Below are 24,659 nucleotides of genomic sequence, written 5' to 3' on the forward strand. Positions count from 1 at the left end.
AGAATTCATAAAGTATAATATATCGATTGAAAGGAGGAGATTTGAATGGAATTTCAATTGTTAGTGAATTGTATATTACAAGAAGGTAATGCTTACTTTTTAGTTACGAAGGTAGACGATGTAATTACGTTGAAAGTACCGATTACAGCAGGAGTAGCAGCATTATTTTTAGCTTTTGGTGTACCAAGATGTTCTTAATTTAAATCTCTACAGTAGAAAGAGGCGGACAAGCCTCTTTCTACTAGTACATAATTATTTTATGTAAACTAAAATAATATTTTATTAATAGCACATTTAAAATGGACATGCATATACTATAATGTTTTTTAAGTTATGAAAATTAAAGAGGTGCTATTATATATGAAAAGAAGAACATTTGATATTCCAGTTACATTGCGAAGAGAGTGGTTTTTAATAGAATTAGCCCATTTAACGAAAAAATATGGAATTGAAATTGCAACTAGCAAAATGGAAGCTGCACCGTTTTTAAGAGATCAAGTTACGGAATCAAAAATAGGGTCAGGGCTCCAATTCGATAAATATGATGATGAGTATATCATTGATTTATAAGAAAGAAGCTGCGTATAAAAGGTTATTGTATAAACCTTTTATACGCAGCTTTTTTAGCTAGAAATATGTTGAGAAATTTTTAATGAGTCTAATAGGAAAAGGAATGGATACATGTTGAGAGAATAACGTTTCATAAGAAAGGACGGTTACTATTTTTCACCTATAAAATAAGTAAGAAAAAACTAGAGTAAAAATAGTGCTTCCTTTTAAAAAAGGGGGAATGTTAATGAGGATTTTGAAAAGGTGTATGTTATTACTTCTCGCATGTTTTATTATGACTCCGATGGCTGTTAATACGAAGGTAGAAGCGGAGGAAGTAAAAGAAATTAAAACGGGGTTTCCTGATACAGAAGTATTTACACCTGGAGAATGGTTTTTAGGTGAAAAACCTGCAAATTATGATGAAAATAAACCTCCAATTCTTTTTGTACAAGGAAGGAATGGGAATGCTGATAGTTGGTATGGTAAGACAGTGTATCACGATATAAATGATATGTATGACTATGCTTTGAAAGCAGGCTATCAAACAGTTTTTATACAATTATATGATGCTGCTGGAAAAGGGTCAGCTAGTCAATGGGACAACGGAAAATTGTTAGCACAAAAATTAGAAGAAATATATAATCATTTCGGTAAAAAAGTTAATATTGTAGCACATAGTAAAGGCGGTATTGATACACAGGCTGCATTAGTAGGATATGGTGCAAATCGATTTGTCGGAAATGTTATAACGCTTGCGACGCCACATCATGGATCAAACTTAGCGGATTTATCATATAGTTGGTGGGCAGGATGGCTTGCTTCTATATTAGGTCAAAAAGATGATGGTACGTACTCATTACAAATGGGTGAAATGGCAAAATTTCGTTCAACGATTGATAATAATCCAGCAGCTAAATTAAACCGTTACTATACGGCTACTGGGACTAGCTGGGGACCAGTATTTTCTGCTTTATCTATGGGCGGGTTATATTTGTCATCATACGGTTCAAATGATGGATTAGTAAATGAGTGGAGTGCTAAGTTACCGTATGGAACGCATTTATTTACAGATTCCAAATTTGATCATGATAATATACGAAAAGGATCTGCTGTTTTCTCTCGAATTGAACCATATTTACGTACATCAAATGTAGCCGTACCAGCTTTAGTAGCATCCAGCACTAGTTCAAATGAAAATATAGAACAATTAAATACAACCTCAAATCAAACCATTTTAGGAGGAGAATTGCCACAAAATCAGTGGATAGAGCAAAACGTTACAGTTGATAAAAAAGCTGAAGGAATCGTTTCTATATTAACTGCTTCTTCTGATGTAGAAGTACAAATGATATCTCCAAAAGGAAAAATGTATACAAATAAAGATAGCGTTATAACTACTGGTGAAGGTGAATCTTTCTTTGGTGGTGCGACAATTAAAACATTTAAATTTGATAAAATGGATGTAGGAGAATGGAAAGTTAAAATGATAGCGAAGCAATCGAAAGATGCATATTTATTTGTAAGCGATTACAAGAGTGGCGCACCATTTGTTCTCCAAATGCCTACAAAAGTTAAAGTGAATAAATCTGAGTATAAACTGAAAAAATCACCTGTAGCACCTGAAATGAAGGGGGATCTTTCCATAACAGTAAGAGTCGTGAATAAAGAAGGGAAACTAGTCTCTGAATATAATGAATTACAAAATGTTAATAACAATACGTTTACTGGTGCTTTGAAGGATATAAAGCAACCAGGAGTATATAACGTTACGATGGATATAAAAGGGATGAATAAAGAAGGACAACCGTATAATCGTACAATTGTTAAGTCGGTTTATGTAGAGAAGTAAGAAAGAATGAGAAGTTTTTAATATAAAAAGTACCGAACTTTTGTAGAAGAGTTCGGTACTTTTTTCATGTCTATTAGATTAACTGAAAGATACAATGAAATTTATGTTCGATGATGGGAATTAAAAGAACATTTTTCAATAAAAAAAGATGATGAAAAAGCATCTAAATGTGAAGAAGATTATTAACTTATTTTTATAACTGTTAATTCAACTGCATTGATACCATTATCACAAGTTACAATACTTTGATGATTAAAACCACTATTATTTTTTAATTGAAGAGTTGCATTAGCTGGAACTGTAACAATCGTTTCGCCTACAAGTTGAAGGCATTCGTTATTTGATGAAGTATTCATTTGAAAAGCAAAGTCACCTTGATTATTAGCAAGTGGATTATTATTTAAAAATATAGTCATAACTGGGATATGTGGAAATACAGGATTTAAAGTAGTGTTTATAGTAGAAATAAAAGAAACTCTATAATCCCCCGCTTGACTAAATTGTATAGTAGTAGGATTTAGTAAGGAAACTCCTCCTGCTATAGGGCCAACGTGATTAAATGGAAAAGGATCTCCGAACGGAACAGTTATAAACTCAGTTTGCCAAAAAGTACCGTATGCCGGACAGCTTTTTTTATGTGAATGGTCGCATGAACATTTTTTATATGAACTAGAAGAGGAGTTGCACGAGCATTTTTTATATGAGCTGGAAGAAGAGTTGCATGAACATTTTTTATTGGAGTTTGAAGAATGATAGTATGAACCCAATATATTACCCCCTATTATGAATGAAGTGTATACTCATAGTATTTTATGCTTGTCTTATATAAAAGGTGATAGATTTGGAGTATAAAGTGCTAATAGTAGCTATAACAATTTTTGAAGAAAAAAAGGTTAATGATTTGGTGAAAATATAAGTGGAATATATTGGGGTATTGAAGTGGAGCGGGAACGCATATTTTACTTTCACATGTAAAAATAAAACCATTATCCTCAGTTGTAATGATGTGATCGATTAAGTGAATGTCTGTCTTTTAAAACGTTTGTATATTAGAGTTTATGGTTGTTGTCCTTTATTTACGTAGTGGGGCAGGAAGAAGACGAAAAGTATCGAATGAATGTACATATGTAGCATTGTTTGCTTTTGGTGTGAATAGTAGTAAAAGATACGTTGAAATATTTTAAACGGTAACAAAAGGGCGATTAAATAATAGAGGGAGCAACTTACATGGAAAATATATTAAAGGTATCTTCAAAATCAAAACCAAATTCAGTGGCAGGTGCAATTGCAGGTGTACTAAGAACAAGTGGAAATGTAGAAATTCAAGCGATTGGGGCGGGTTCTTTAAATCAAGCAATAAAAGCAATTGCGATCGCAAGAGGATTTGTTGCTCCAAGTGGTATTGACTTAGCTTTTGTTCCAGCATTTCAAGAGGTTACTATTAATGATCAAGAAAGAACAGCGATTAAATTAATTATAGGTCCTAGAAGGAAAAGATCTTAAAGAAGAGTGTTAACAAAAGGAATTTGGAAAAGTTGATAGTCTTGTTAGGTTAGATACGTTATTTCATGTTGCAGCTCTTTGGTTCTGGACACGTTATTGTACCAGATGAGTATCCGTTAATTTCTTCCTAAATTTAGAGTTGAATTCTAGATGTTTAAAAATACCAAATCTTTTGTGATATAAGGGATTTGGTATTTTTGATGTTTTTTTATAAACAATTCTAAAGCTTTCCATTCTTATTATAAGATTACGCGATGTATTCATATTAATACTGATACATTAAGGGTTTTAGGAATTATTTTCTTCAATATGAATATTTTCCCCCTTCCGAGAATCTATAATTTTACCGCATTTTTGATAAATTTATGTAAAATATTGAGCCCTTTTAGTAGGTAAAAATAAATAATTGAATTATATAAAATAAATCTATATAATAAGTTTTGCTTATATAAAAATATAAAGATAATGAGTTTTGTGTAAACTATTTTTATTAATAAAAAAGTTTTCCGAGATGTATAAATGGACAAAGGAGGTCGCTTAGAAGTGTTTAAGAGAATTATGATTTATATATGCACTGGAATAATGGGGGGGATTATAGCGATAATCGTAGGATTAACAATTAATCCTATATTGGGAAAAGCACTATTTTCAATACTTAGTAGCGTATTTATATTAAAAATCTTATATGATTTTTTAAATAGTTCTATTTTAAGGAAGAGAATTATTAGAAAGGCAAATAAGAAATATAATAGTTTATATGAATGGACAGAGGCAGATTTTAAAGGGTATGGAACTTTTGAAAAAAGATTATTAAAGAAAAAACCAAAGTATAATTTTTTAAACAATTTAGAACTAATTAGAGAAGAATTAGTGAAATTAGGAAAATTGAAAGTGAAATTATTATCAGCACATTTAAAGGTAATTGAAAAAAATCTAGAAAGTTATGATTTGATAGTAAAAACCCTTATTACGCTTGGAACGGGTGTATTACTTTGGTATATAAAAGAACAAAATGCGATAGTGAATGTGCATGTATCTAAGGAATTTGATTACATAATTAATACAGGTACTTGGGTTTTCTATTTCATAATATCAATCTTTTCGATAATAAATAATAACCTTCGAACATCATATAAAATACGAATAATTTTAGAATTAATTGATACAATTGAAGACGAAGATTACCCTCAACCTAATAAAGTGAAATAGTCAAGAGTTAATAATATTTGGAAAATATTATGTTTACAGAAAAGTATGTACCGAGATTGAATTTATATAATTTTATAAAAATCTAGGTTTTGTTAGTATATATGATTTTAAATCTTTGTGAGTTATTGAAAATATGCTGTACTAGAATTTATATAAAGAATTATAATTATTTCTCTTTATATAAATTCTCCAATTACTTCAAGAACCATTTTAGAATTCATCTTTTTATATCTCTATTACTTGAAGTTTTCCAATTAAATTACTAGACCGTTGTGAAGGGTAGTTGGGACTAATTATTATTAAACCTCTTTTGTAGAGTAGTTAAAATCATTTGTGCCTGTCTATAATAACTGATTTAGAGAATAGGCAGATCTCAGTAATTAAAAAAATTTAAGTAGCAAGAACGCTATTGTACATATTTAAACATAAATTTATAAGGAAATACAAGGAGATGAGAAGTAATTTATAAGAAACTATGTACTTTGTATATAAAGATGGATTTAAAGGTATGGTGATTCATTATTCTGCTTAGAAATAGTAATGAAAGTTCCCCATAGATATTATGGGGAACTTTCAGTTGTTTTATATAAAACAACCCTAAAACTGCTCATTCTTCTCCTAAGGTTCTACGATTTAGTATAAAAAACTTATTATATCAAGGTTTTTTAAGTAGTGATTTTCCTCGATGTTCACATTTTGTTCATATTAAAATTTGTTCATTTTTATCAGGTGTTTTCATTAGATTTGAGTATGCTCTCAAAGTTTTCCGCTGCTTGTTGCTGCATGTTCTGTGTGATGTGGCTATACTTGTCTAAAGTCATTTGAATAGATGAATGTCCTTAAGCGATATCGTACAATTTTAGGGTGTTCTCCAGCCTGAAGTATTATTTAAGAGGGTGATTAATTAAGTGTTTCAAAATAAAGGGGAATGAGTTTTCTTTACTGACACATCAAATGATTTTTAAAGAGATGAGAGAGCAAGAGGATGCTGAGGTTTCAATAAATCTTGTCAATTTCACGGGGAAATTCGATGAAAGTTTTGTGAATCAAATTGGTGGAATTGAATTCTTTATAAACTTGACGGAAGTTGTTATGACAACTAAAAAATTCTCGTATTACGAAGGATTAGTGATTGAAGCTTGGAAGATGCGACATGCTCAATAGGTTGCTGGTAGCTTATATAACCGCCTTCAGCATGAAAGAGATATAAGTGCTATTGTACATTAATTGATGAACTAATCGCCATTGAAGAAACAGGTTACTCAGATGAATTTAACTTGAAAGAAAAACTTGTTGATTTATATAAGGAAATGCAGGTTGATGTAGGAGATCTAACTGGTATATCAAATGGTTACGACGAGTTAAATACAATAACAGACGGATTTACAAGAAGGCGATTTAATTACTGTTGATGCCCGTCCTTCTATGTGGAAACAGCATTTGTATTAAATGTCGCTTTCCACGTAGTAAGTGCCCAATACAGCAATGGGTGTATTTTCGCTTGAGATAGGAGAAAAACAGTTAATTAAGCACGTGGTAACTTTATCGAATTAATAATGATGTGGGCAAAAAAACTCTTAGTGAGTGTGTTTTGAATTCAAATCATCATTTTGTTGTAATTAAAGATGTAAGCAATTAAATTAAGTAGATATTTTTCAAATATTATCACATAATTTATATATAAGTTAAAATGATTGTATTATACTCTTAATATATTAATTATTTTGTAATATAAATCATGGAAGGAAGAGAATATAAGTATGTCTAAGAAAAGAAGATTGAACATTTGGGAACTTATTAATGATAAAAGTTTTTGGCAAAGTACTTGGGTTTTTCCGAGTATGTTATTTGCAGCGACAACTGGATTACTATCATTTATAGATGTAGAGTTAAAAGTTAAAGTTTTTAGCTTAATTGTTTTAGTAGTTATTACTTGCCTTTATTTTATTATTTCTGTCATTAAAAAATCTGGATTGGGTGAGATTACTTTAAATTTAGATGGTTCAAATTTCGAAATAACCGTCGGAGATATATTTCAACAAGATTCCGATGACTTTAAGGTAATTGCATTTAATGAATATTTCGATACCATAGTTGATGAAAATGTGATTTCGTCAACTTCACTGAACGGTCAGTATTTAATGCGAAACTATCAATCCTCAGATGATATCCAAAAATTAAATGACAGAATAGCTAATGATCTTAGACTCCAGATTAAGGAAACTGATGTTACAAGAAAACTTGGAGGAAATAAAACTAAATATGAGCTTGGAAGTGTCTTTAAAGATAGTGATTATTTTCTTGTAGCTTTTTCAAAGTTTAATGAGAAAAATGAAGCTAATTTAAGACTAACAGAATATGCTACTTGTTTATTAAAGTTTTGGAGTGAAGTAAATGCTTTATACAGTCAAAAAACAGTCGTAATTCCTTTGTTAGGAGCAGGGATTACAAGGCATCGGGATTTTAATGCTACTCATCAAGATCTACTGGAAGTACTTATTTGGACATTTAAAATCAGTAAGGTGAAATTTAAGGAACCGTCTAAAATTAAAGTTGTTATACATGAAAGTCAAAAAAATGAAATCAATTTTTATAAATTGAAGGAGTTGGAGAAAAATGGCATATAGAAATGGGGTTTATGTAGCTTTTGATGGACAAGGTGTAACTAACCCAACAGCGTCAGATATTCGATATTTTAATTTACTTAAATCGTGGGCAAAAGATGAGGATTTTAAATTTATTGATAGTCATCAGAAGACAAGAGCTGTTAGAGATTCAAGTTCAAAGGATACTTTAAAAGCAGTATTAAGAGAAAGACTTAGAAATTCAAGAGTTATGTTATTGGTTTTATCGGATGACACTAATTATGATCGAGGTATGCTAAATTATGAAATAGAAAAAGCCTTGGATGACTATAAATTACCATTAATTATTGCCTATTCTGGTATTGAAGGACAAATCAATAATCAATGGTCAATGTTAGAAAAGAGATGGCCCAAAGCATTAAAAGAAAGATTAAATGATCCATTTAGAAAAGGTTTATCTTGCTTACATATTAAATTTAATAAAGAACATATTTTGAATGCCTTAGGGTGTATGACGGTACACAATCTTAAATATCCTGGACCAAAATGGTCATTAAATTACTAAAAGCTAGTTTTGGTGGAGCTACAAAATAGTTATAGTATCTTTCTTTTTATCTACTATAATAATTAAACATCTAGTCCTACTGGAAGAAACAGCGGACATCAAGCTATAGGGAGCATTAGTGATATTGCTCTATGGTTTGGTGTTCACTGTTTATTTTTATTAACAAAATAGATAAGGAGTGTTTTTGTATAGGGCACAATTAAATTTTCCACCTAAAAACGATCGAAAAGAAACACACGTTCGTTTAGAAGGAGTTCTTGAAAATGTTCGCATTTATAAACAATTTGGGATGATTAGAAATAGGATGAAAGTCACATCATCTAGTGAAGTAAGATACCATGGTCCAACAAAAATTGTAGGAAAGCCAGCTGAAGAAATTGTTTTAGCCAATGTTGCTATGAATAAAAAGGAAGTAAAATTACAACGGTTATCTTTTCAAAATGATAAGGCATTAAGTTGTTTTATTGATAATTAATTTAATATTATGATTAGACGATATTAAGAGGATGAAGAAGTCTTTGATTACATGGTTTATAACGAGATTGGTATGAGTGAGCGTACATATAGACGAAATAAATCTAATGCTTTTTATAAACAAGCTTTTTCTCTTAGATTAGAAGTATATGAGACTGAAGAATAGGATGATGGGGATAACTTATGAACTTTGTTCAATCTATCCGTAATTCAGAGAAAATACAACAAATTAAAGAGTATTTGAAGGAAAACAGTGAATATAATTATATTTTATTTGTAAGGGAAATCAACAGGGGTTTACGTATTAGTGACATTCTGAAATTGAGGATAGGTGATTTAAAAAGTAGTCATATTTCAATGAGAAAAAAGACAGGAAAATAGAAACGTATTCAATTAACTCCAGCATTAAAGAGAGAATTACGTTGGTGTATTTAAGAACGAGATGACAGTGAGTATGTAATTAAGAGGTGTGAAGGTACTAATAAATAATTGATTTATTTGTCGAAAAACGGCGAACAATTTTAGGTGTTGGGCCATTTTATATGATTAAACTTTGATATAATTATGAATAAATATTTATGATGAAGGAGATTATATAAAATGAAAGTTTTTTTAAGTTGGTCAGGTAGTGAAAGTAAGCAACTAGCTACGATTTTTAAGGAATGGTTACCAAATGTACTTCAATATGTAGATCCTTATATGTCAGCTCAAGATATTAATATGGGTGAAAGATGGGGAAATAGTATTGCAGATAATCTAGAAGAGTCTGTATTTGGTTTAATCTTTGTTACTCCATCGAACATTAAAGCACCATGGCTTAATTTTGAGGCGGGGGCACTCTCAAAAAAATTTGAGTCAAGAGTTATACCTATTTTATATAAGGCTGAGGTAACAATATTGGATCAAGGTCCTCTTAAACAATTTCAATCAACGAAAAATTTAGAGAAAGATAGCATTCTTAGCTTACTTCAAAGTATTAATATAAGTAATCAAGACGGAAGGTTAGATGAAAGTAGGTTAGAAAAAGCTTTTGAAATGTGGTGGCAGCCCCTTGAAGAAGCTATAAATGCAATAGTTAATGGAGATAGAAATGAGAGCAATGAAGGAGAGGATGGACCAACCGATAGAGACCTTTTGAATGTTATTTACTCTAAGTTGGTTGAACAAGAAAAAACAATAAATCAACAGAAAATGCTTCATGAAAGACGAATTCCTAGGATACCTACAGGGTTAATTAAAGAAGTAAAAACAACCAGTACAATGATGTACAATTGTATTGATGAATTAGTTAGTATTGAGGGTTCTGTAGAAATTATGAAGGATTTAGAAGCGGGGGCACATAATTTGGAACAAGTAGCAAGGTATTTGGAAGCAAAAAATAGGTGAATATAGGGTGTACAAAGAAAAGCCATCTAAATAAATACATAATATAAATGCATCCCTCTAATGGGGTGCTTTTTGATATTTAGTTTATAAACAAGAGAAAATAAAACTTTGTCAAAACGTAATAGGGAGAACGATTATGGGGTGAAGCTTTAGGAAAGACTATGGTAACGATATTAATAGTAGGTTTTTTAACAATTCTTTATTGTATTGTGTTTCAAATAAATTGGATAAAAAAACATAAGAAATTGTAGATTTAATCGTAGCTGCAATAGTTTCGGAGGGGCTATTGTTTCATTAGCGACTGCTGTGGTACAAGCAAGGTGTATGTATCTATTATAATTTTCAATTTTTGCTGTTTTTGTGTCAACAGTTAATCTTGTAAAGGAGTATTTAGATTTAAAAGATAATTTGCATGAAGAGAATTAATGGGGTTTAGTTTACAAAGAATATCCAGTATATAGGCTAATTTTTATTATATAAAAAATTACATAGGTGGTACTAATATGAATGTTAAGTGTAGAAGATATTAGTGAAATTCAATTAAATAAAAAAATCGAAAAGAGTAGAATCTAAGGTTAATAACTTAAATTATTATGATCGTTCTGCGTGGAATAATAATTATGTAGTAGGTACAGTTGATGTAGGATTAGGATTTACAATTCTACATCAAGCAATAGTAAATGGATTCGCACAATATAGGTTAAAAACTTTCAAGGGAATGTGTATTATATTATGGCTAGTCCACACTATATGCAAGTGAAATAAAAAGAATCGGCTCCCTAGATTGATATAACAGTTCAATCTAGGGAGCCAGTTTAATGTTTCTATATCAACATATCTCTAGGAGCATTCATTTCGGTTTGAGAAATCCAATCGGCTACACGATTTAACATTTCTTGAACTTGGTGATACTCCAATCCTTCATCTTCGGCTAATTGCCAAATAGAAGAGAAGTAATGTTTAACTGAGTGAGGGAAAGCAATACCATCATGAGACATGGCAGCATAAAGTGTTTTCATTTCATGCATATTATCTTCTCCATCATATGATAAATGTCTAACATGCCATCCGTTCTCAGTTCTTGTTAATTCATATCTATCTATATGTCCCCAACGATTTGAATATACATTGAATTCAAATGTATTTCCTAATGTGAAGTCAATTGGATCATCATTTGCAGATGAATCGTCAAGGTAACTTAAAAGATCTTCCACAGGATGGATATGATTGTAAAACTCAGGGTTATCCGGTTCCATACCTCTATTTTTTATCATATATTTATGGTGTTTAGGTTTAGGATCCAATTGCATATGAAGCTTATGTGCAGCTGTTTTCATTATTTTAAATGCTTCTTCTACAGTCTTGTGATCTAAAGATTGCCATTGTTTTGTGATACTTAGATTTTCTTTAATAATTTTTTTTAATTCTTCTTGTTCAGCATTGAGGCTAATTTTCATGAAGCTCGCTCCTTTTTAATAAGCTTTGTGAAATTTAAAATCTTCAATTGCAACTGATTGATGTCTAGCTGCTGAATAGTTAGAGTCTTCTAGAGAATACGTTCTATAAATTAATTTGTTTTCGAAACTATGCACGCAAACATCTGTAATTTCATCCTCAATAAGGAATTCTTGTCCATTACTGTCCTTGAGTTGTATTTTAACGAAAGATAAATCCATAGAGAAATTATTATAATTTGTTACACGTAGTATAACCTTAATTTGACTACCTTCAGATTTTTTTACTGTTTCAAACTCTACCTTTTCTGTCGGAGAACTTTCTAACTCTTTTTTTGCAATAATTTTTATTGTGTTGAGAGATGTATCACGAACACTTTCCCAAATGTTATCCTCTAATCGTAAAGAAAATTTTTCAAGTAATAAATTTTTAAAATCATTCAATTTTTCTTTGGTATTTAAATTAAATGCATTTTTAGAAGGATCGACTGCGCCTTTTATTTCAGAAAACTCAAAGTTGGGTGTAATAAATGTTGAGTATTTTTTGTTTTGGACCCAAGTAGCTCCCATTTCGTTTAAACAAGCAGCGCTATTATAATAATTTTTAGAAAGAAGATAAATAACCCAAACATTTCCTTGGAGTGTAGAACTTAGATAATCATATATATTGACATCTGCAGGGATGTCACGTCCATAATATGAACTACAAATAATTTTAACCCCTTTATCCTCAACTCTTGTAACTGTAATCATATCAACTAACGCTTTTGCATATTCTGCATCTTTGTGTGCGTGACTAATTAAAATAGCTTCAATATTTTGTGACAATAATAGTGCATCCTTTCTAAATTTTGATAGGTGATATTTATATATATGATTTTATAGTTTGTGAAGATGAATGTCCAGATTATTCATGATATATACGTATTAAAAACTATCTATATTAGTCAATCTATACCATCCATATGGTCTAAAATATGGTAGACAAACCCACACGTTTTACCCGAAATTTAGTTTGAATAAAATAAACCACAATTTAATAACAAGTAGTGATACCGTGGGAAAATATTATCAGATAAACTTGCATTTAATATGATTATATTAAAACGAAGGTATATTTTTCAGAATACAAGTTCAACAGTGGGGAAGGTAATACCTATTTATGAAGGTGATTGTAATACAAGATTTATTGCAGAAATTTATGTTAAATGAATTGTTTTTAAAATAAAAAGCAATTAATACAGTTTAACTAAAAAGATATTATTTGCTTATAAATAATATAAAAATATGTGAAAAAACATGAAATTTCCATTTTGAACATAACAAACAAAAAGTGCCACAAATGCTTATAAAACAGGCATTTGTGACAATTTTTTTGTTTTGTTTAAATTGAAACGAACAACCCTAAAACTGCTCATTCTTCTCCCAAGATTCCACAATATAATGTGCAATCGTTGGATTGAATCCTTTCCCAACTAAAAACATAATCGCAGCAACTTCTGTTAAAGCATGTTTGTGCGATGTATGTTTTGCTTCATTTAAACCGTAATCTACCCAAGGTTTTACGAAATCTAGTACAGGTTTCTTTAAGGGTAAAAACTGTGTACCGACAACTTGTTGAATTTGTTGTTGTGTTGGTTCTGTAATTGGTCCAGGCGGTAAGATTTGAGGTTGTGTGATATCAAATGTTGGTCCTGGTGGTAAGATTTGCGGTTGTGTAATATCGAGTGTTGGTCCTGGTGGTAAAATTTGTGGTTGTGTCGGATCAATTGTTGGTGGTTTAGGTGGTGAGACACGCGCGTCGTAGTTTGGTTGGTACATTTGTTGTTGGTATTGCGGTTGTTGCGGCTGAGTTGAGTATGGATTTTGTTGGAATTGTTGTTCTTGATTTTGTGGTGCTGCATATGGATTTTGTTGATATTGTTGCTCTTGATTTTGTGGTGCTACATATGGATTTTGCTGAAATTGTTGTTCTTGATTTTGCGGTGCTGCGTATGGATTTTGAGGGTAATCATAATTTGGACGTGTGTCGTATGCGTTTTGCTGAAATTGTTGCTCTTGATTTTGCGGTGTTTCGTATGGATTTTGTTCATATTGTTGTTCTTGTTCCCCATATTCCTCATATTGTTCTTCATACCGTTGTTCCTGTTGCTGAGGGTAAAATGGTTGTTGTGGATAAGGCGGTTGATTATTATAGAACATAGTTATTCCTCCTTCATGATGATGCTTACCACCTAGTGTATGGGCGGACAAGAAAATATGTGATGAAAAAATGCGGGCGTGTTACAATAAGTAACTGGGTGAATATAAAATGACAAAACAAGAAAAGATTCAAAAAACAATTACTTTTGTAAAACATATTTTAGAAAAAGATGCGAGTGGGCATGATTGGTATCATATTGAGCGCGTACATAAACTGGCGATTTCTTTATCCGAGCAAGAAGGAGGAAATCGTTTTATAATTGAAATGGCAGCATTACTTCACGATGTGGCTGATGAGAAGTTAAATGAAAGTGAAGAAGCAGGAATGAAAAAAGTTTCTGATTGGTTAGAAGAATTACATGTGGAAGAAGAGGAAAGTAAACATGTTCTTCATATCATTGCCAATATGTCTTATAAAGGTGGTCATGGCGGTAAAGTGGATTCACTTGAAGGAAAGCTTGTTCAAGATGCGGATCGCTTAGACGCTCTTGGAGCAATTGGAATAGCTCGCACATTTGCGTATGGTGGGGCGAAAGGGAGATTAATGTATGATCCAACTATTCCTCCGCGTGAAGTGATGACGAAAGATGAATATAGAAAAAATAACGATCCATCTTTAAATCATTTTTATGAAAAACTTTTGAAACTAAAAGACTTAATGAACACGGACGCAGCAAAACAAGAGGCTGAAGTTCGACATCGTTATATGGAACAGTTTATTGAACAATTTATGAAAGAGTGGAATGCACAAATATGAAAATGTTAACTGTGGAAAACTTATCGAAATCATACGGAGAAAAACCGTTATTTGATGGATTATCATGTAGTATTACAGAAGGACAACGTGTCGGAATTATTGGTGTAAACGGTACTGGTAAATCGACATTATTAAAAATTATTGCAGGGTTAGAAACTCCTGATACAGGTGATATGACGCATTCACGTGGGTATACAATTAGTTATTTATCACAGCAACCAGAGTTTGATGAGCAATTAACAGTATTAGAACAAGTCTTCCATGGTGATACACCTTTAATTCGTCTTCTTCGTGACTATGAAAAGGCGCTATTACATATCGAAAAAGATCCAAGTAATGAAAAGGTACAGGAACAATTATTTGCAGTGCAACAACGTATGGATGCGATGGGCGCTTGGGAAGCAAATGCGAATGCAAAATCGTTATTAACAAAATTAGGAATTACTGATTTCACAGCAACTGTGGGAAATTTATCTGGTGGACAGAAAAAACGTATTGCGATGGCGCAGTGCTTTATTGAAACACCGGATCTATTAATTTTAGATGAGCCTACGAACCATCTTGACCATGAGACAGTTGAATGGTTAGAGGAATATTTAGCACGATATACAGGTGCAGTATTACTTGTAACCCACGATCGTTATTTCTTAGATCGTGTGACGAATCGTATTTTCGAATTAGATAATGGAAAACTGTATAGTTATGAAGGGAATTACAGTACGTTTTTAGAAGCGAAAGCACTTCGTGAAGAACAAGAACTTGCACAGGAATCAAAACGTCAAAACTTATATCGCCGCGAACTAGCATGGATTCGCCGTGGTGCAAAAGCTCGTTCGACTAAGCAAAAGGCACGTATTCAACGTTTTGATGAGCTAAAAGGTCAAGAAGGCCCAGCTGCAAAACAGTCTGTTGATATTGCGCTTAGCGGTAGCCGCCTTGGGAAAAAAGTACTCGAGTTAAAAGATGTAACGAAAAAATTCGGTGATAAAACTGTACTGAACAATTTTAATCATATTGTGAAACCAGGCGATCGTATCGGAATTATTGGAGCGAATGGAAGCGGGAAATCTTCTCTATTAAATATGCTTGTAGGTAAAATATCTCCTGATAGTGGTGAAATTGAAGTTGGGCAAACAGTAAAAATCGCTTACTATACGCAAGAAAATGAAGAAATGAATTTAAATCAACGTATGATTGAATACATTAAAGAAATCGCAGAAGTCATTCATACGACAGACGGAAAAGTAATTGGTGCATCTCAAATGTTAGAACGTTTCTTATTCCCACCACATTCACACGGTACACCGCTAGGTAAGCTATCTGGTGGCGAGAGAAGACGTTTATACTTATTACGTATATTAATGGGAGAACCGAACGTACTATTATTGGATGAGCCTACGAATGATCTAGATACACAAACATTAACAGTGTTAGAAGATTATTTAGAAGATTTCCCAGGTGTTGTTTTAACTGTATCGCATGACCGTTACTTCTTAGATAAAGTAGTTGATGAATTGTTCATCTTTACGGGAGAAGGAGAAGTACGCGAATTTCTAGGTAGTTATACAGATTATTTAGAAATGGAAAAAACGAGAGAACTTATTGAGAAAGCAGAAGTGCAGAAAGAGAAAAAAGTAGTAGAAGAAGCACCGAAACAACAACGTAAGCGTAAGCTTTCATATAACGAGCAGCGCGAATGGGAAACTATTGAAGATACAATTGCGGAACTTGAAGAGAAACTAGAATCAATTGGAGAAGAACTCTCGAATGTTGGTTCTGATTTCACAAAAGCACAAGAATTATCTGAAGCACAGCAAAAAACAGAAGAAGAGCTAGAAAAAACGATGGAAAGATGGAGTGAACTATCCGACATTGTTGAAGGATTAAAATAAAAACAAGCTGCATATATTGAAAAGTAAAGAGAAAAACTTTACACTATTGGTAGAACCTATTTTAGGAGGGAAAAAATGAGAACATCTAATCCAATGTTGAAAAAAGAGGCATTCCGTAAAGAGGGAGCAAGTGCTTCTGCGATGACTATTGGCGGAACAGTAGGCAAAACGTTTATTATGCTTATCTTGCTACTTGCAACGTCTGTCTATTCATACATACAGATGATAGAGGGTACGATGAAAATGCCAGTATTAATTGGTGCTTTAATCGTTGCGGCAATCATCGCATTTGCGTCTATGTTCTTCCCGCGTATTTCACCTTTTGGTGCACCAATCTATGCGGCGGTAGAAGGGGTTGTATTAGGTAGTATTTCAGCGGTTTATACAATGAAGTTTGGCGATTCTATCGTTTTAAATGCTGTATTACTAACAATCTCAATTCTATTTGCAATGTTAGTGTTATATGCAACACGCGTAGTAAAAGTAACGGATAAATTCCGTACAGGCGTGATGGCAGCGACACTTGGAATTATGGTTATGTATTTAGTCGTATTTCTACTAAACATGTTTGGTGTAACAGTTCCGTACATTCACCAAGGCGGTACAATCGGTATTATTATTAGTGCAGTGGTTATCGTAGTTGCTGCATTAAACTTATTACTAGATTTCGATTTAATCGAAAATGGTGTACGTAGTCAAGCTCCGAAATATATGGAGTGGTACACTGCAATGGGACTAATGCTTACATTAGTTTGGTTATACTTAGAAATTCTTCGTTTCGTTTCTTACTTTACGAAAAATGACTAATAAAAAATCCTGCATGAAAAATGCAGGATTTTTTTATTTCCAAAGATAGAGTGGAATTTTAATCAGTGAGGATTATACTGCCTGTTAATGCTGGTTAATTTTTGTTATGGTATAATATGGTTGTTGGTAATTCAAATTGAAGGGGATGGAATATGATGAAAGAGAAGAAAGGGATTATGAAAAAACTACTTGCTAAAAGTTTTTTCATAGAACTAGAAGATGCTTTAACGTATCCATCATCAGAAGTTATTACTTCAGCAATAGTAGGATATGCGGCTGAATGCAATGAAAGACTAAAATTTGAGAGTAAAGTAAAACCGATAACTTTTTACTTAGAAGAAGTATTATATCGTGCGGAAATACAGATGGCGCGCGGAGGATATTACATTTCATGCAGTGAAGTATAAATTTTTGAAACCTTACATGTTTGAAATATGTAAGGTTTCTTTTTTGTTTTTATAAGATATGAAAATATATTTTTAATTATAAAGTATATTATTTTAAGCTTTTTACCCTTCACACTTTTTTCATTACAATGAAGAAAAATATGTGAGGTGGTATAACTTATGATGAATCGAGTTGTATTAATCGGTTATGATAAGCTAATCGATAGTACAAAGATTTAGGAAAGTATTGTAAATTTTTCGGTGTAATATATACTTATGATAAACGAGAGAACTGGCTAATAATTTGAAACTACATAATGATAATAGTGGGGTTTTAAGCAAAGTAGGGTCAAATGAAAAACTTCGATATTTAAATGAATAATAATAGTGCTATTAGAGGGAGATAGTCCTGTAGAGGGGGATCTATATGGGTGTCATTAGGGAGAAACAAACATTATTAGGAACTGTGTATGAACGTTATGATAGCAATAATGAACTGATTCAGAGATTTGGAGCAATTGGTTATATAAAGAAATCCACAGAAAGAAAAATGACATATTTTATTGTTACTGATATTAATGGGAATTTAATAGTTGCTGCCAATGAATATTTAAATAAAGAAATTGGTGATGCTAAGTATAAAAAAAGAGAAAGTGCTTTCTCAGCATTAAAAGTTTTTTTTTCCTTTCTGGAACTAGTACATATTAATAATCCTACAGATTTAACAAACGATGACATCAAAGATCTTCGATTGTTTTTGGAAGGAGGAAAAAAAGACGGTCAAGTATGGGGGTTAGATTTACGAGTTAGACGTGATAATCAAACATTTAATCAATATTTAAACGTGTACAGAGATTTTTTATCCAAAATGTATGATTTCTCAAACACGACGTTATTTGACACTATAAAAACAGGAGTATCAATTGGAAAAGGTTTTTTTGCACACGTAAAAAAAACAACACACGAACGATATACGGCAAATAAAAATGTAGGTGACCTAGGAAAATCTGTTCCAAAATATATAAGACCTAATGAGTACAAGAAAATTATGGGAATCGTTGAGGGAAAGTATGGTTTGCGTGAAAAGGTTATTATCAACTTGATGTATGATTATGGTCTACGTTTAGGTGAAGTATTAGGGGCTACTTTTGAAGATATTGAGCTAACCAATAATGGATATTATAGGCTTATCATTCGAAATAGAGTATCTGACAAACCGACACAGAGAGCAAAGGGAGTAATGGTCCCTGAAAACATAGATACTTATAATAGTCGTAGTTACAATACAGAAGGTAATGGTCTTGGATACCAAGTAGTTATTATTTGTGAAGAAATGGGAGAACTTATCCAAGAATACATTGATGAATCGAGAGACGATATCGTTTTAAGTCAAAGTCCTAAAAAAAGAGGGAATTTAAACAGGAAAGCAATTGCAGATAGGGTTGGTACGATCTCTCTTTTGGGGGATGAGAATCAATATATTTTCTTAAATCATCAACACTATACTTCATTATCTCAGGCAGGATGGAATTATATTCTTCGGAAAATTTTCGCCGAAGCTGGGATTTCAATGGATAAAAATAAAAAAGAAACTAATTTAAGTCATAGATTCCGCCACGCTTTTGCTATGAAACTTGCAAAACAGGGTTCAAATGAATATGAACTTCAAAAAGCACTTCGTCATAAAAGTCCAGAAAGCTGTAAAACATATTATAATCCAGACGAGAATGATAAGGTGGAGCTATTAATGAAAAATAGAGAAAGATTTTATTCTAATGATTAACACAAATGATTTTTATGATGAAGAAGAAATTAAGAGTATTACAGAGAATATAGAGAAATATCAATTTCAAAATATACTAAAAATTTTTTTGGAAGAATGGTTACAAACAGGTGGAATGCAGAACATCCTGTTAAAAAGACCATTTATAATGTATCCAGTCAACAAAAATGAAAATGTAAAAGTTGTAATAATAAAGTGTTATATAGAAATTTTAGGGAAAATCATTCTTAAACAAGAGGACTTTACATGGGAAAATTACTGTAAGATTATGCATGAAATACCTCTTGGGAAAAGAAAAGGATTTCATTCACCTTTTAGGCAAATGACACGGAGTCTTTATCTACACGCACTTGCTTCTGATACAATAACTAATTCGCAAGTTAAATCTTTTATTGCAAGGAATAACAGCCTTCTTTTAACTAGAGAGTTTAAAAGGGTTGAGGGCAAACAAAATTACACTCCTTATATAAACAATTGTATTCGTACTAACTTCCCCATTAACTCTAGTTCAGAACACATTATCCAAGTAGAATATTTTCATAATGATGGTAGTGTAAACTTTGTAAATTTTTTCTTACCAACTTGTAGCCAATTCTTACTAAATACAATAAAAAACTTTCTTAATATTTTACCAAAAAGGAAATTGAATAAATTCGATAATAGACTGGTGGTGACTTTATTTGAGGAAAGTTTAGGTGGTCAAGAAATTAATAGGTTGGAAGACTTTAATGAACAAACGTTTAAACAACAATTACTTTACTTTAATTCGTTCGAGGAATCTAATCATACTCCTATGTATGTATATTTCAAACAATTTTTAGTTAAATTTTACAGATATATTGACGGGATTTATCTGGAGGAAAATGGAGTAAGATTATTTAATTCATTCTCATTCAATAGAGACCTTATTATTCATAAGCAGTACTTAACTAGTATAGAGCAGTGTTATAAAAGTGTTAATCTTAATTCATTGGGAGCCTATCCTAAATCAGATAAATGGTTTGTTGTTGCAGATCCGAATAAGCATGGTACTCATATTGCTAACTCTAAAAATTCTCTAATGAATTTTGAATTAGTTCACAATATTGAGTTTAGAAATGCTTTAAAAGATTATATTTGGAAATTAGATTTGTCTTATAATAATATGTCTAGCCATTTTTGTATAATGGTAGATTTTCTGAACGAAGCTGACAGTTACTATCAACAGGAGCGGCAATTGTTACAATTAAATAATTTATTGTTAACTAATTTGAAGCCCTTTTCAAGTAGGTTTTTGATATTCTACTATGCAAGTCTAGTGTCGAATAAGGAGTATACTGATCTTACTATTAATTATAATGTTAAGGCCATTAGAAAGTTTATAAAGCATATTCAATCACGATATAACATTCCCGATGTTATGATGGAACAATTTACTACAATTGATGTGAATGAAAAGGGTGGAACTCCAATTTCTCTTGAAGATTTTAAAGAAATACAAGAGGAATTTGAGAAAAAGTTTAAGAATGAAAATGAAATAATGTTAATTATTTTACAGTTGGCCATAGAGACAAAACTTCGTCTTGGTGAGATTTTTGCACTAGAAAGAGATTGTATTATTTCGGTTGATGATGGTAAGAAATTTGGAACTATTGAATATTACGCAAAGACATCAGGCAGAAAAAAAATAAAAGAAGTTCTTGTGATAGAACATATTAAATTATTGCAAAAAGCTACAGAAATTACTCAGCCATTAAAGGAAATGGCTGAAAATTCTTTGAAAAAATATATTTTTCTTTGTAATTACAATCGTTATAAAGACCAGGTAATAGCAGCGAGACATCCTTTTAATAAGGCATTTAGAACAATATCCAAGAAGCTTTTTGAGCAAGAGAAGATTAAATTGAAATACACACCTAATAATTTGAGACACACGTATATTGAAAAAGCTTGGCAAATGGTTGAGGATGGTCTTATATCAACGTTTGAGGTTGGGATTATTACAGGAAACTCCGCAGTTGTTGCTGCGAAGCATTATCGAAATAAGGAAAACACTAAACGATATGTAGAAGCACTTTATGAGGTTTCTATTTTGGACGATGAATTACCAGGATCTATCGTTGATAGTAAAACTGTTGGAAATCTCCCTCCTGTCCAAAATGATGCTGGCAACTGTGCAAGTGAATCGTGTGTAAAAATCGATACAGACGAGGACAGTTTTTATAAATGCTTGACTTGTATAAAGTTCGTAACAACAGTAGAACGCACTACTATTTTTGAACAACGAATGAAGGTTTACATGAATAAGAAGGAGAATTCTTCATCTGTTGCTGAAAAAAATTTTTATACTGGATTAATTGAGCTATATGGTAGCTACCTTGCTGAAATGTATGCCATTATGGAGGGAAAGTATGAATACAACCATACCCAAGATAAAAGAAGAAATTGATTGGAACATTAATAATGCAAGTTTGTTACTCGGAAAAGAAAACTATCTAAAAGGTGATTATATTGATGAGCCGTCTCTCTTTATTACAGCAAGCATAAGATTCTCGGATAACAAATGGAATTTTTTCGATGAGGGACATAGAAATGTGGTAATAAATTTCTCATCTATTAAGTCGAAAATTTTCCGGGTGCTATTAAAGAAAGTCGCCCTTAGACAAATGTTCTTTGTAGGTAATAGGAGTATAACCGCTAATAAGAAATGCTTAATAATAAATAGTTTTATTCGGTTTTTAGAGAATGAAAAATATATGTATGATTTAAGATATTTAACACCTGAAATCATTAAGGAGTATATTGAAGGCTATAAGCAAAAGGGGAGGAACAAGTTCACATTGGCAAAAAAATTGTCTCCGATAGGAGAGCTTCTTAAAGAGTGTGAAATAGCAGGTCATTATATAAAAATATCGCAATATAAAGATGTTATTCATAGCATTTCCTGGGAAGAAATAAAGGCTGAAATAGTTGCAAATAAAACACCTAACATTCCTATGAGAATTTATAAGAAGGTTGTGCAGACTGCTTTAAAGGATATGGATGATGATAGTCTTACAATTGAGGACAGGATGATGGCTTGTTTGATTGTGATTTTATCTCATACAGGAATGAGAAGAGGCGAACTTCAGTTATTAGAAGTAAACAAATTAAAAGGTATTGAAATATTGAATAAAAAGGAAAAAGCCTATATTCTTGAATTTTTCACTTACAAAACAACTGGTAGGAAAAAAGGTCATTGGACTAAAACAATTGCTTTTCCTAAAACATTAAAAGCTTATCATACTCTTGAAGAATTATCGGAAGAAAGAAGGATAAAAGGAAAAACCAATTACTTATTTCTGAATAATAGGGGTAAAAAGTATAGTGATACAGCTTTTGCATATATGTTTGATTTCTTTTTTTATAGACATCAAGAACTATTCAAAGGTTTAACGGATTTTGAACAAACTCAAGTTCATTGTCAGAAAGTAGGAGTATATTTAATGGGCTACATAGAAAGAAGAAGATTCCCAAACAGCACAGTAGAAAAATTTTTAAATTTGAATGCTCATCAATTTCGGGTCGCAATTGCTAATATTTTGAAGGATAAAGTAAGTTTACAATGGATACGGGAACATATGAACCACCTTGATGAAGATATGACTAAACACTATTTTCGAGATGATAAAATTGTAAAAGAAACATTATTTAAGCGGGCATCATCTGATGGAAACTCGTTAGAGATGAATTATGATAATCAAAATAGTTTTATAAAAAATGAAAAATCGGAACCAAAGTTAATAAAAGCATATGAGGAAATAAATAAATTTCTTAAAAAGAAAAAATTAAACATTTTTAAGGATATTGATCAAATTATAAATACTTTGAAATATAATCCATTGCGTGAAAACGATGTTGGTGTTTGTATAAAACATCTGGGGATAATATGTGAGCGTCAATATCGTCTTGCGACCTTTGAAAAATGGTATTACCTTAGCCCGACTATTCCCAATATTGAATCCTTTGATTTTACCTATAGAAGGTTTCTAGACAAAGCTATAATAGTTCAACATAATAAACAGTTAGTTCAACAAGATTCAAAATACCAAAGAGATTATGAGAATGAATATATGGCTATAAGTAAATTTTATCAGAATCGTCTTTTACCTGAATATGAGTTAATTCTTTTTAAGTTGAAAAATGAAGGGAAAGAGTCCTTCCTTTCTGCTTTTCCACAATTAGAAAGTATTATTTCCAATATAGATGAAATTGGTAAGGAGATTTCAAAATGGACATCAGCACTAACATTAAAGAATGTGTAAATGAAAACACTATTAAATTTGGAATCGGTAAGTTAGAAAAAATAGGAAGTCTAACAATTCAAAAACAGTTAGTTCAGATAGAAGAATTTCTACAAGACTTCTGTATGAATCAAAAGCGATTGAGTGAACAAATAAAACAATTCAGTAAGTTGTCCATATCGTCAGTTTCGGTGGGTGCAAAGGTTCCGAGAAGCCAGATAAATTTAAATACCAATACTTTAAAGTTTTATATAGAATACCGGATTATGGAAATAGAAAAAGAAGATATCTTCAACATAAAAAAACACGAAAGGCTTAAAAGTGAAAAGCGTGAACTTGAAAGATATCTAGATGGTTTACGACAACAAGTAGTGGATTCTTTTGAATTGAAGTTACGCCTTGAAATGTTGGAGACTGTAAATAAACGACTTATTCTTCAAGTGGAATCAAGGCAACAGGATGTTCAGAAACTTGAAGAAGAAAACTGCAAGCTACGCAAGGCTTTAAATGAACAGAACCAGAAAAAAATTGTGCCATTGAATTAAATAAATTGAAAAAGATTTAGAGTGTGATCTTGGATTATTAGTAGGTAGTGGATTTCCTTTATTAAGCATCTGGTTATTTCTAAAATCACCGAGATAGATATGAATGAAGAGTTTAATATCAGTGTAAGAATAAGTCTTTCAGAGAAGGTGAGGATGGTATGATTTTTTACAATCAATACAGATAAAAAAAGTGAAAATCGTATCCGTAGCATTGAAATATAATAAGAAAACTATTAGAAATAAAGCAATGAATTTAATGTGAATAATTATCTTATAGAAGATAATTATATTTTATAGCTTAAAAAGGTCATTGTTAGTGGTTTGTTTAATATTATCTAAATATAATTTCGAGTAAGTTGATCTGAAAATTTGCAAAGAGTAAGTAGGTTTTTAAGGTAAATGTAACTAAGAATAGTATTTCAATAAAAAACAAAAAATACAATAATCT

Annotated in this window: 20 protein-coding genes and 4 pseudogenes; 19 read left to right on the forward strand and 5 right to left on the reverse strand. The window is 31.5% G+C overall.

The window, feature by feature from the left end; translation table 11 throughout:
- Positions 1 to 45 precede the first annotated feature (45 nt).
- From exsG to VF726_RS05055, 3 genes are all read left to right on the forward strand, one after another.
- On the forward strand, positions 46 to 198 hold the full coding sequence (gene exsG / locus VF726_RS05045) for an exosporium protein ExsG (protein ID WP_000395673.1): 153 nt from the start codon (positions 46 to 48) through the stop codon (positions 196 to 198).
- A gap of 162 nt (positions 199 to 360) precedes the next feature.
- The gene (locus tag VF726_RS05050) at positions 361 to 570 is read left to right on the forward strand and encodes a hypothetical protein (protein ID WP_000830252.1); all 210 of its coding nucleotides are present in this window, start codon (positions 361 to 363) and stop codon (positions 568 to 570) included.
- Between the two features lie 247 nt (positions 571 to 817).
- The gene (locus tag VF726_RS05055) at positions 818 to 2,401 is read left to right on the forward strand and encodes an esterase/lipase family protein (RefSeq protein WP_440166716.1); all 1,584 of its coding nucleotides are present in this window, start codon (positions 818 to 820) and stop codon (positions 2,399 to 2,401) included.
- Between the two features lie 182 nt (positions 2,402 to 2,583).
- On the opposite strand, the gene VF726_RS05060 is transcribed toward VF726_RS05055, so the two are convergent.
- A complete protein-coding gene (locus VF726_RS05060; RefSeq protein WP_440166341.1) occupies positions 2,584 to 3,168 on the reverse strand; it encodes a preprotein translocase in 585 nt (194 codons plus the stop codon).
- 460 nt (positions 3,169 to 3,628) lie between these two features.
- Between VF726_RS05060 and spoVS the strand changes: the two genes are divergently transcribed.
- The gene (gene spoVS / locus VF726_RS05065) at positions 3,629 to 3,904 is read left to right on the forward strand and encodes a stage V sporulation protein SpoVS (RefSeq protein ID WP_440166343.1); all 276 of its coding nucleotides are present in this window, start codon (positions 3,629 to 3,631) and stop codon (positions 3,902 to 3,904) included.
- Between the two features lie 543 nt (positions 3,905 to 4,447).
- Positions 4,448 to 5,113: a 3-hydroxyisobutyrate dehydrogenase gene (locus tag VF726_RS05070; protein WP_440166345.1), complete on the forward strand. Its 666-nt coding sequence runs from the start codon at positions 4,448 to 4,450 to the stop codon at positions 5,111 to 5,113.
- A 725-nt stretch (positions 5,114 to 5,838) separates the two neighbouring features.
- Here the strand turns inward: VF726_RS05070 and VF726_RS05075 are convergent.
- Positions 5,839 to 6,001: pseudogene (locus VF726_RS05075) on the reverse strand (site-specific integrase); the annotation flags it as partial.
- A 39-nt stretch (positions 6,002 to 6,040) separates the two neighbouring features.
- Here VF726_RS05075 and VF726_RS05080 point away from each other — a divergent pair.
- From VF726_RS05080 to VF726_RS05105, 6 genes and pseudogenes are all read left to right on the forward strand, one after another.
- Positions 6,041 to 6,655, forward strand: a pseudogene (locus VF726_RS05080) (DnaB-like helicase C-terminal domain-containing protein); the annotation flags it as partial.
- A 218-nt stretch (positions 6,656 to 6,873) separates the two neighbouring features.
- Positions 6,874 to 7,740, forward strand: a complete 867-nt coding sequence (locus tag VF726_RS05085) for a macro domain-containing protein (protein ID WP_440166347.1) — start codon at positions 6,874 to 6,876, stop codon at positions 7,738 to 7,740.
- Positions 7,730 to 8,263 (forward strand): TIR domain-containing protein, encoded by a 534-nt coding sequence (locus VF726_RS05090; RefSeq protein ID WP_440166349.1) that lies wholly within the window; start codon positions 7,730 to 7,732, stop codon positions 8,261 to 8,263. The genes VF726_RS05085 and VF726_RS05090 overlap by 11 nt, the downstream gene beginning before the upstream one ends.
- 178 nt (positions 8,264 to 8,441) lie before the next feature.
- Positions 8,442 to 8,903: pseudogene (locus tag VF726_RS05095) on the forward strand (ArpU family phage packaging/lysis transcriptional regulator).
- Positions 8,904 to 8,920: 17 nt separating this feature from the next.
- A pseudogene (locus VF726_RS05100) lies at positions 8,921 to 9,169 on the forward strand (site-specific integrase); the annotation flags it as partial.
- A 168-nt stretch (positions 9,170 to 9,337) separates the two neighbouring features.
- Positions 9,338 to 10,123 (forward strand): toll/interleukin-1 receptor domain-containing protein, encoded by a 786-nt coding sequence (locus tag VF726_RS05105; RefSeq protein WP_440166350.1) that lies wholly within the window; start codon positions 9,338 to 9,340, stop codon positions 10,121 to 10,123.
- An 824-nt stretch (positions 10,124 to 10,947) separates the two neighbouring features.
- On the opposite strand, the gene VF726_RS05110 is transcribed toward VF726_RS05105, so the two are convergent.
- The 3 genes from VF726_RS05110 to VF726_RS05120 all read right to left on the reverse strand — a co-directional run bounded on the left by VF726_RS05110 (position 10,948) and on the right by VF726_RS05120 (position 13,779).
- A complete protein-coding gene (locus VF726_RS05110) occupies positions 10,948 to 11,580 on the reverse strand; it encodes a hypothetical protein (protein WP_440166352.1) in 633 nt (210 codons plus the stop codon).
- Between the two features lie 15 nt (positions 11,581 to 11,595).
- Positions 11,596 to 12,405: a toll/interleukin-1 receptor domain-containing protein gene (locus VF726_RS05115; protein ID WP_440166355.1), complete on the reverse strand. Its 810-nt coding sequence runs from the start codon at positions 12,403 to 12,405 to the stop codon at positions 11,596 to 11,598.
- A 576-nt stretch (positions 12,406 to 12,981) separates the two neighbouring features.
- Entirely contained in the window at positions 12,982 to 13,779 is a 798-nt protein-coding gene (locus tag VF726_RS05120; RefSeq protein WP_440166357.1) for a hypothetical protein, read from the reverse strand.
- Between the two features lie 109 nt (positions 13,780 to 13,888).
- On the opposite strand from VF726_RS05120, the gene VF726_RS05125 reads away from it, so the two are divergent.
- The 8 genes from VF726_RS05125 to VF726_RS05160 all read left to right on the forward strand — a co-directional run bounded on the left by VF726_RS05125 (position 13,889) and on the right by VF726_RS05160 (position 24,211).
- On the forward strand, positions 13,889 to 14,536 hold the full coding sequence (locus tag VF726_RS05125; RefSeq protein WP_061679546.1) for an HD domain-containing protein: 648 nt from the start codon (positions 13,889 to 13,891) through the stop codon (positions 14,534 to 14,536).
- Positions 14,533 to 16,428 (forward strand): ABC-F family ATP-binding cassette domain-containing protein, encoded by a 1,896-nt coding sequence (locus VF726_RS05130; RefSeq protein ID WP_440166359.1) that lies wholly within the window; start codon positions 14,533 to 14,535, stop codon positions 16,426 to 16,428. The genes VF726_RS05125 and VF726_RS05130 overlap by 4 nt, the downstream gene beginning before the upstream one ends.
- 75 nt (positions 16,429 to 16,503) lie before the next feature.
- On the forward strand, positions 16,504 to 17,235 hold the full coding sequence (locus tag VF726_RS05135; protein ID WP_001260642.1) for a Bax inhibitor-1/YccA family protein: 732 nt from the start codon (positions 16,504 to 16,506) through the stop codon (positions 17,233 to 17,235).
- Between the two features lie 152 nt (positions 17,236 to 17,387).
- Complete coding sequence (locus tag VF726_RS05140; RefSeq protein ID WP_440166361.1) at positions 17,388 to 17,642, forward strand: DUF4318 domain-containing protein; 255 nt, start codon at positions 17,388 to 17,390, stop codon at positions 17,640 to 17,642.
- Between the two features lie 406 nt (positions 17,643 to 18,048).
- On the forward strand, positions 18,049 to 19,404 hold the full coding sequence (locus tag VF726_RS05145; RefSeq protein ID WP_440166363.1) for a tyrosine-type recombinase/integrase: 1,356 nt from the start codon (positions 18,049 to 18,051) through the stop codon (positions 19,402 to 19,404).
- Positions 19,397 to 21,832 carry a hypothetical protein gene (locus VF726_RS05150; protein WP_440166365.1) on the forward strand — a complete coding sequence of 812 codons (2,436 nt, stop codon included), beginning with the start codon at positions 19,397 to 19,399 and terminating at the stop codon, positions 21,830 to 21,832. Before VF726_RS05145 ends, VF726_RS05150 begins: the two co-directional genes overlap by 8 nt.
- Positions 21,795 to 23,687 (forward strand): tyrosine-type recombinase/integrase, encoded by a 1,893-nt coding sequence (locus tag VF726_RS05155; protein ID WP_440166367.1) that lies wholly within the window; start codon positions 21,795 to 21,797, stop codon positions 23,685 to 23,687. Before VF726_RS05150 ends, VF726_RS05155 begins: the two co-directional genes overlap by 38 nt.
- The gene (locus VF726_RS05160; RefSeq protein ID WP_440166369.1) at positions 23,654 to 24,211 is read left to right on the forward strand and encodes a hypothetical protein; all 558 of its coding nucleotides are present in this window, start codon (positions 23,654 to 23,656) and stop codon (positions 24,209 to 24,211) included. Before VF726_RS05155 ends, VF726_RS05160 begins: the two co-directional genes overlap by 34 nt.
- Positions 24,212 to 24,659: the final 448 nt, after the last annotated feature.

This window comes from Bacillus sp. Brlt_9 (assembly GCF_051948935.1).
In the GTDB taxonomy this organism is placed as follows: domain Bacteria; phylum Bacillota; class Bacilli; order Bacillales; family Bacillaceae_G; genus Bacillus_A.

Bases quoted from the DNA above. Each gene is read 5' to 3' on its own strand.
- exsG (WP_000395673.1), top strand. From the start codon at position 46: ATGGAATTTCAATTGTTAGTGAATTGTATATTACAAGAAGGTAATGCT.
- VF726_RS05050 (WP_000830252.1), top strand. From the start codon at position 361: ATGAAAAGAAGAACATTTGATATTCCAGTTACATTGCGAAGAGAGTGG.
- VF726_RS05055 (WP_440166716.1), top strand. From the start codon at position 818: ATGTTATTACTTCTCGCATGTTTTATTATGACTCCGATGGCTGTTAAT.
- spoVS (WP_440166343.1), top strand. From the start codon at position 3,629: ATGGAAAATATATTAAAGGTATCTTCAAAATCAAAACCAAATTCAGTG.
- VF726_RS05085 (WP_440166347.1), top strand. From the start codon at position 6,874: ATGTCTAAGAAAAGAAGATTGAACATTTGGGAACTTATTAATGATAAA.
- VF726_RS05090 (WP_440166349.1), top strand. From the start codon at position 7,730: ATGGCATATAGAAATGGGGTTTATGTAGCTTTTGATGGACAAGGTGTA.
- VF726_RS05105 (WP_440166350.1), top strand. From the start codon at position 9,338: ATGAAAGTTTTTTTAAGTTGGTCAGGTAGTGAAAGTAAGCAACTAGCT.
- VF726_RS05110 (WP_440166352.1), bottom strand. From the start codon at position 11,580: ATGAAAATTAGCCTCAATGCTGAACAAGAAGAATTAAAAAAAATTATT.
- VF726_RS05120 (WP_440166357.1), bottom strand. From the start codon at position 13,779: ATGTTCTATAATAATCAACCGCCTTATCCACAACAACCATTTTACCCT.
- VF726_RS05125 (WP_061679546.1), top strand. From the start codon at position 13,889: ATGACAAAACAAGAAAAGATTCAAAAAACAATTACTTTTGTAAAACAT.
- VF726_RS05130 (WP_440166359.1), top strand. From the start codon at position 14,533: ATGAAAATGTTAACTGTGGAAAACTTATCGAAATCATACGGAGAAAAA.
- VF726_RS05135 (WP_001260642.1), top strand. From the start codon at position 16,504: ATGAGAACATCTAATCCAATGTTGAAAAAAGAGGCATTCCGTAAAGAG.
- VF726_RS05140 (WP_440166361.1), top strand. From the start codon at position 17,388: ATGATGAAAGAGAAGAAAGGGATTATGAAAAAACTACTTGCTAAAAGT.
- VF726_RS05145 (WP_440166363.1), top strand. From the start codon at position 18,049: ATGGGTGTCATTAGGGAGAAACAAACATTATTAGGAACTGTGTATGAA.
- VF726_RS05150 (WP_440166365.1), top strand. From the start codon at position 19,397: ATGATTAACACAAATGATTTTTATGATGAAGAAGAAATTAAGAGTATT.
- VF726_RS05155 (WP_440166367.1), top strand. From the start codon at position 21,795: ATGAATACAACCATACCCAAGATAAAAGAAGAAATTGATTGGAACATT.
- VF726_RS05160 (WP_440166369.1), top strand. From the start codon at position 23,654: ATGGACATCAGCACTAACATTAAAGAATGTGTAAATGAAAACACTATT.